Here is a 6,594-nt window from a genome sequence, read left to right as displayed (position 1 = left end):
TCGGCTCCCAACGCCGAGTCTGTAACCTAAGTCGGACAGGCTCCATAGTGCTGGCACCGATAAACGGCGGATTACCGATGACGAAGTCTGCTTTCGGCCACTCCGCTGCGCGCGGGTTGATGTACTGCTCGACCAGGCTTTGCGCCGACTCGTCCGGCACCAGCTCGCCGGTGACCGGATGCGGTTTCATCGTGCGCCCATCCCAACGGGTGATCGGGCGGCCGGCGTCATCTTGGGCGTACTCGATCGCATCCCAGGCCAGTACCGCGTCGCGGTTCTCGATGTTGTGCGCGTCCTTGAGCAGCGGCTCGCGCGGTGGGGTCTTGGCGAAGGTGCGAAAGTGCCACTGAAGATAGCCGATCCAGAGCACGGCCTCGGCGATGCGTGCCGCGCGCGGATTGGTCTCCAGGCCGAGCATCTGCTCCGGGCTGACGGTGCCGCCCTCCAGCTCCAGCCCTTGCTGGGTGAAGCCAAGGTCGGCCAGCGCCTCCAGGACCTCGCCCTCGAGCCGTTTGAGATGCTCGAGCGTCACATAGAGAAAGTTGCCGCTGCCGCAGGCCGGGTCGAGCACGCGGACGGTGCAGAGCCGACGGTGGAAGGCACGCACCATCTCGATGGCCTGATCGCGCTTGCCGTCCTGGTCCAGCCGAAAGGCGCTGGCCTGCACATTGGCCCAGTCGGCGCGCAGCGGCTCGATCACGGTCGGCAGCACCAGGCGCTCGACATAGGCGCGCGGGGTGTAGTGGGCGCCGAGCTTATGGCGCTCGATCGGGTCCAGGGCGCGCTCGAGCAGGGTGCCGAAGATGGCGGGCTCGACCTCGCGCCAGTCTGCTCGGGCGGCGTCGATGAGCAGCTCGATCTGGACGCGCGTTAAGGGCAGGGCGCTCGGGTCGGCGAACAGACCGCCGTTGAAGTGCGGGATCGGCGCACGCAGCACCGGTGAGAAGGCGCTGCCGTTGTTCATATCCGCCCAGAGCTGGCTCAGCAGATGCGGCAGATGCGCGGGGTCCTCGCGCATGTCCTCGAGCAGTTGGCTGAAGCTGCCGGACTCGGTGTCGGGTGGCAGCAGACCAACATCCTCGGCGAACATCGTGAACAGACAGCGCATCAGGAAGCCTGCCACCTGCTCGGGTGGATGGCTTGGTGCCTCGCCCTCGCCTTGCTCGAGCGATTTGGCCAGCGTGGCGAGCTTGGCGGAGATGGCGCGGGTGACGCGGGCACTGCGCCGGGCCGGATCGAGCGAGAGTGGATCGAGCCAGATTGCGCGCAGGCGCTCGCGGACCTCAGGCTGGCGCAGATCGGCGAGCTGGATGCGGTGCGAGAGTGCGTCTGGATAGGGGATGTAGTTGGCGCCGGAGCGGGTGAAGTCGGCATAGACGCCGATGTGGCGGCCGACATCGGTCACTAGCACGAACGGCGGCCGGCCCTCGTCGGCCGGCAGGGCGCGGGCATAGTTGCTGGCCTGCGCATGGGCTTTGAGCATGGCCGCATCCCAGGCCGTGGATTGCAGGTTGAGTCCGGATTGCTTGGCCTCGAGCACGAAGGCGCCGCGGCGATAGAGATCGATGCGACCACTGCTGGTCGTGCCATCAGCGTGGTAGAAGTTGACGTGGCGCTCGAAGCAGTAGGCGTTCTGGCTGTGATCGGCGCCGGCGGGATCGGGTGGCGGCAGGTTGAGCAGGGCGATGAGCTCGCCGAGAAAGAGCTGATAGTTGGCCAGCTCGGTGCCGCCGGCTTGCTGCCAGCGCGTCAGGAAGGCATCGATAGCGAGGGCCGTTGCGGCATGGTCGGCGCTGAAGGCGTTTGTTCCCTGTTGTTCAAGCATGCTTCTTGATCAGCGCTTCTCTGCCGCCGCTCGGCACCTGAGCTCGTGGAGCTTTCGGCCAATGTAGGCGCTATCGGCCCAGATCTTTCGGATGGTGTCGGCGGCTTTGCCGTCGTTGATCTCCGCCGAGTGCACAACCGCGACGATCAGATAGCCGAGTATATCAACGACAGTGTGGCGCTTGCGACAGCTTGCCGCCGTCGAACCCGGATTCGACGCGCGATTCCGGAGTGCCTTTGATGCTTTAGAAAGGTAGCGCCGGCTCATGAGCCGAAGCGCCTTAGGACATTCAGGAGACGCTTGGAGCGTCTGCATACAACTGGGCAACAGTGCCCATTGGGATGAACATCCGCAGCGGGTTTGACTCCAGTGGCAGGAAACCGAACCGGCGATAGAGCCGCTGTCGTCGACTGATCGCTGCTGGCTGGCCGCAGTTCAGGATATCAAGCAGCACCACCGCCGTTCCGATGCGCTGTGATGCCAGATAGGCCCCGTTCAAGGCGTCGACGAGGAGGCGACTGCCGATGCCTTGCCCCTGTGCGCGTTGCGTGACGCCAATCATACCGATGAACGCCGCTGGAATACTGCCATCAGGTAGGGCGAAGCGGCGGTAGCGTTGCGGCAGATCGACAGAATCCAGACGATGTGCATTGATTGAATAGAAGCCAAGGATGTCCTTGGCGCTCTGCTGCGGATCGACCATGACGAAGACCCTGGCCGTGCCGCCCTTCATCAGCCGGCTAGCAGTCTCACGGAGATAGCGATCGACCTGTTCAATACCTGATGCAAAGGCCGCACGATCATGCTTGGTCTTGTCGAGCGGCTCGATAAGAACCTTCTTGGTCATCAGCGCTTGTGCATTGTGTCATTGAGCGCTGTCTCCTTGATCCCTGTCTCATGGTGGTGAGCGAAGGCCGCGCGCAGCCGATCGGTGGGTGCGGGCGGATGCTCAAGGGCATCGAAGAACGCCTGATGGTCCTCGGCTCGTAGCTGCGTGACCTCATGCCTCTGAATCGTCTCGAGCGCGCGCTGGTAGGCAGCAGCGAGCACAAAGGCAGACATATCTTGACCGTTCAACGCGGCGGCACGCTCGATCGTTTGCTTGATGCGCGGCGCTGTGCGAAAGGCGAAGCGAGCGGTACTGCGCTCGCGCTCGTTGAGACTGTCGTCTGCAGACGTGATGGTTGGCATCTTGACCTCTGAATGATTCGAGAGGTCTAAAGTGTATGCTCAATAGGCGTACAGCGCCAGTTCGTCACTGGCGCATGTTGTCGCGCCCTAGCGGTCCAAGCCCTGATGTTTAGGCCTGATGCTGGCTCGGCTGTTGCGTATTCAGGCTCGCGAGCCATTGGCGTTGCTGCTCCTTGCGACGGCGTTTCTCTAGGGCTTGATGGATGCGCTCGCGGACCTGTTCAAATGGCAGTGTCTTGGCGGGATGGATCGTCTCGCACAGCAGCAGGTGGAAGCCGAGCTCGGATTCGAGCACGCCGCTGAGCTGGCCGGCGTTTAGGTCGAATAGCGCGGCATCAAGCGCGGGGTAGAGCTGGCCGGCGCTGATCGTGCCGAGCTGGCCGCCCTCCATCGCTGTTGGGCACTCGGAGCCCTTGCGGGCTTCGTCGATGAAGGCGTTGATCAAGGTCGACTGTTGCTTGGCCTGTGTGCACAGGCGCTCGGCAATCGCCTCGATGCGTGCGCGGGCGGCACCGCGGCTGTTCTCCGGATAGTCGTCGTTGATGGTGATCAGGATATGACGTGCGCTGCGCGTCTCGGGTGCGCTGAAGCGCTCGCGATGCAGCTCGTAGAAGAGCCGCTCATCGGCATCGGTGATCGGTGCGTGACGGGCGCCGACGCGCTGCATCACCGCATCGAAGATCAGCTCTCGGCGCAAGGCTTGGCGCAGTTGGCGGCTATCGAGGCCGTTACGCTTGAGATCGGCCTCCAGCTCGTCTTGGCTCTCGTAGCGCTGTTTGACCGCTTGATAAGAGCGCTGAACCTGAGTGTCTGGGATTAGCACATCGCGGGCCTCTGTGCTGCCGAGCACCCGCTCCTCCAGGTCGAAGCTACGCTGGGCTTGGCGCTCGGCCTCGGCTCGTTCCTCGTTCGACAGGGCCGGGATATTGCGTTGGAAGCGGGCGGTCGCGGCACGCAGCAGATGATACCGATAGCCCTCGGGCTCGGTCGCGCGCTGGTCGGATGGCGCTGGTTTGGAGGCGATCGCCTGGGATGCGCTCATGGGCTCTGCTCCGGGATGCTGGGCTGCGGGTTGCTGCCGACTCCGTTGACTGCCGAGGCCGGAGGAGCCGCTGCAGAAGCCCTTGGTACTCGAGCGAGCGCAGGGTTCGATGCCAAGTGCCGCTCGGAGGACGACGGAGCGGTTGTCCCGGAGTGTGATGCTGGAGCCGATGCTCGCTCTGATTCGTGCGCTGATGCTGGCGCTGGCTCTGGCTCTGGCTCTAGCGGCGACTCTGGATCTCGGGCTGATACTGGCACGGCATCCAGCGCCGACTCGGGCACCTGCAGCAGGCTGCAGCCCGGGAACAGCACGTGATAGGCCACATCACCGGTTTGCTCGTGATCAGCCGGCCCGCGCAACACCTTGATCACCTCGCCAACGCGGCCTTGCTCGACCAGCACGCGGCCCCCGCGGCCGAGCGCGATGCGTGCGGTGACCTTATCGCGGGACTCGAATCGGCTTGGCGTCCAGGGATCAGCGGCCGGTTGAAGCTCTTCCTCCCGGCAGCCGACGATGCGATCGCCCTCGAGGAAATGGACGCTGTAGATGATCTGATCTTGCAGAAAGGTGCCCACGTCACGCACATAGCCGGTGCTGCCGCGCCGGACCAGCAGGGCGCCCGTCGGATGGCCGGGGAAGGTGCCGTCGTTGCGCACATTGCGCAGCACGCGGACCTCGTCGCCATAGTCGTACTGCGGTCGCATTAGATCGGCTGCTCGGTAAGTGAGGCTGGGGCATTGCGGCTGGCGAGGAGTTGGTCGAGCCCGACGCTGACCTGACGGGGCTCCTGCATCTTGAACACGCGGAAGACCTTTTCGGTGCGTGCATCAGAGCCGACAAAGTCCTTGTAAGCGCCGCTCAGGAGGTCCGCATGGAGCCGGTAGCGGGCTGCTGCGCTGTCGGGCAGTTCGTCGACCTCGGCGAGATAGTCGTGAAAGCGCTGCAGGATGTGCAGCCGGTTGACCTGGACGATCGCGGGCTCGAAGGCGACGCCGAAATAGTCGAGGAAATCCTCGGCGGTCTCGAGCTCGTCGAGATCGCACTCGAAGGCGTCGATCGAGTCGGGGATCGATTGGGCGAGTGAATCGGACATGGATTGGGTACTTGAATGAAGCGGCGTGGGGGTGTTGGGGACAGCCATGGTGGTCTCCTTAATCGATCAACAGGTGCACATTGTCTCCGGCGCTTGCGACCTCCTCGCGACGCACCGCATTTTCGGCCCAGCTCAGCAGCTCAGTGGTACCGAGCTGGTCCTTCTGATCAAAGGCGCGGATCGGCGTCAGGCGCTCGATGGCGGCCTGTGGCTGATCTTGGCGCAGCAACAGCCAGGCCGCGCCCTTGAGCGCCAACAGCAGGAAGCGGGTGCTGCTCATCGAGCGCTCGGCCGCTTGCTCGAGATCGCCCGCCGTGAGCTGGCGCCAGTCCTCGCTCAGGCCAAGCTGCCGGCTGCTGAGCAGGATGGCGCGATCGGCCATCATCACCGCCTCGGCATAGCGATGGCGGTAATAGAAGAAGCGATAGAGGGCGACGGTCACCGAGAGATGCTCTGGTGCCTTGAGATAGGCGCGCAGCAGTGCCCACTCGGCGCTGTCGACGGAGGTCAGCTCCAAATCATCCTCCGAGGAGCCATCAAGTGCTTGCGAGCGATAGCGTTGCCCGCCCTCGTCGAGCAGTTGCTGTACCTCGGTCGGCAGCGGCGTCTCGAAGTACATCGCTTCGTCACTGATATCCAATAGATCCATAGTGGCGCTTGCTCTCGATGCCTGGTCAGACCATTTGCCTTTGGCTCCGCGGCACGGGCGGCACTGGCTTGGCTGCGGGACTTAGCAGGTCCAGGTGGCGCGCTCACCCATGGCTCGGTGTGCCTCAGGCTGTTGTTCACGCGGCTCTTGCTCGCGGGCAGGCGCTGGACTCGAGCCCGCACGGACAGGGCAGCCGCGCCTTGGCTCCGGCTCCGAGGCCGTGTCGGATAGAGACAGGGGCAGGCAAGCCGCCTGGTCCAGGAACCGTTGAAGATCATTGCGCTCAGGCGGGCGCTTGGTCTCGGTGACGAAGCGGCGCAGCAGCGGTAGCACCCGCTCGGCCTGCGCGGCGTTGATGTCGAGCTGGAGCAGCTGTTCGTAGGCGAGCCGAATCGCCTGCCGACCAGAATGCTTGCCGAGCACAATCTGGTGTTTGCGGCCGACCTCGGCCGGGTCGATGCCCTGATAGTTCAACGGATCTTTGAGCAGACCATCGACATGGATACCGGCCTCGTGGGTGAAGGCACCATCGCCAACCAGACTCTTGTGCCAACCGACGGCGTGGCCAGAGGCCTGGGCAACGAGCTTCGAGAGCGCCTCGAAGCGGGTCAGGTCGACGCCGGTTGCGACCCGGTGCACATGCTTGAGCCCCATCACCACCTCTTCCAGCGCGGCATTGCCGGCGCGCTCACCGAGCCCGTGCACGGTCGTGTTGACATGGGTGGCGCCGGCGCGCACTGCGGCGAGTGTGTTGGCGGTGGCCAGGCCCAGATCGTCATGGGCGTGCATCTCGA

General features: G+C 64.2%; 7 protein-coding genes and 1 pseudogene. All 8 read right to left on the bottom strand.

From position 1 onward, the window contains the following. Positions 1 to 1,825: type IIL restriction-modification enzyme MmeI (locus tag ACY693_RS12940; RefSeq protein ID WP_462322241.1), on the bottom strand; the 1,825-nt coding region annotated here is incomplete at its 3' end. Positions 1,826 to 2,114: 289 nt separating this feature from the next. After that, positions 2,115 to 2,672, bottom strand: coding sequence for a GNAT family N-acetyltransferase (locus ACY693_RS12935; protein ID WP_462322240.1), 558 nt, complete (start codon positions 2,670 to 2,672; stop codon positions 2,115 to 2,117). Further along, positions 2,672 to 3,016, bottom strand: a complete 345-nt coding sequence (locus ACY693_RS12930) for a type II toxin-antitoxin system TacA family antitoxin (protein WP_462322239.1) — start codon at positions 3,014 to 3,016, stop codon at positions 2,672 to 2,674. The genes ACY693_RS12935 and ACY693_RS12930 overlap by 1 nt, the downstream gene beginning before the upstream one ends. 109 nt (positions 3,017 to 3,125) lie before the next feature. Continuing rightward, complete coding sequence (gene nifM / locus ACY693_RS12925; protein WP_462322238.1) at positions 3,126 to 4,058, bottom strand: nitrogen fixation protein NifM; 933 nt, start codon at positions 4,056 to 4,058, stop codon at positions 3,126 to 3,128. 212 nt (positions 4,059 to 4,270) lie between these two features. Beyond that, positions 4,271 to 4,762 (bottom strand): annotated as a pseudogene (locus tag ACY693_RS12920) (nitrogen fixation protein NifZ); the annotation flags it as partial. Further along, positions 4,762 to 5,151 carry a nitrogenase-stabilizing/protective protein NifW gene (nifW, locus tag ACY693_RS12915; protein WP_462322237.1) on the bottom strand — a complete coding sequence of 130 codons (390 nt, stop codon included), beginning with the start codon at positions 5,149 to 5,151 and terminating at the stop codon, positions 4,762 to 4,764. The gene nifW and the pseudogene ACY693_RS12920, both read right to left, overlap by 1 nt. Before the next feature lie 58 nt (positions 5,152 to 5,209). Beyond that, a complete protein-coding gene (locus ACY693_RS12910; RefSeq protein WP_462322236.1) occupies positions 5,210 to 5,800 on the bottom strand; it encodes a hypothetical protein in 591 nt (196 codons plus the stop codon). An 81-nt stretch (positions 5,801 to 5,881) separates the two neighbouring features. Beyond that, positions 5,882 to 6,594 (bottom strand): homocitrate synthase/isopropylmalate synthase family protein (locus ACY693_RS12905; RefSeq protein ID WP_462322235.1); only part of this gene is annotated, 713 nt, incomplete at its 5' end.

Source organism: Halochromatium sp., from assembly GCF_054919635.1.
Note: the sequence above shows the minus strand (reverse complement) of the source record. Positions and strands in the feature narration are given on the sequence as shown.

Bases quoted from the DNA above. Each gene is read 5' to 3' on its own strand.
- ACY693_RS12935 (WP_462322240.1), bottom strand. From the start codon at position 2,672: ATGACCAAGAAGGTTCTTATCGAGCCGCTCGACAAGACCAAGCATGAT.
- ACY693_RS12930 (WP_462322239.1), bottom strand. From the start codon at position 3,016: ATGCCAACCATCACGTCTGCAGACGACAGTCTCAACGAGCGCGAGCGC.
- nifM (WP_462322238.1), bottom strand. From the start codon at position 4,058: ATGAGCGCATCCCAGGCGATCGCCTCCAAACCAGCGCCATCCGACCAG.
- nifW (WP_462322237.1), bottom strand. From the start codon at position 5,151: ATGTCCGATTCACTCGCCCAATCGATCCCCGACTCGATCGACGCCTTC.
- ACY693_RS12910 (WP_462322236.1), bottom strand. From the start codon at position 5,800: ATGGATCTATTGGATATCAGTGACGAAGCGATGTACTTCGAGACGCCG.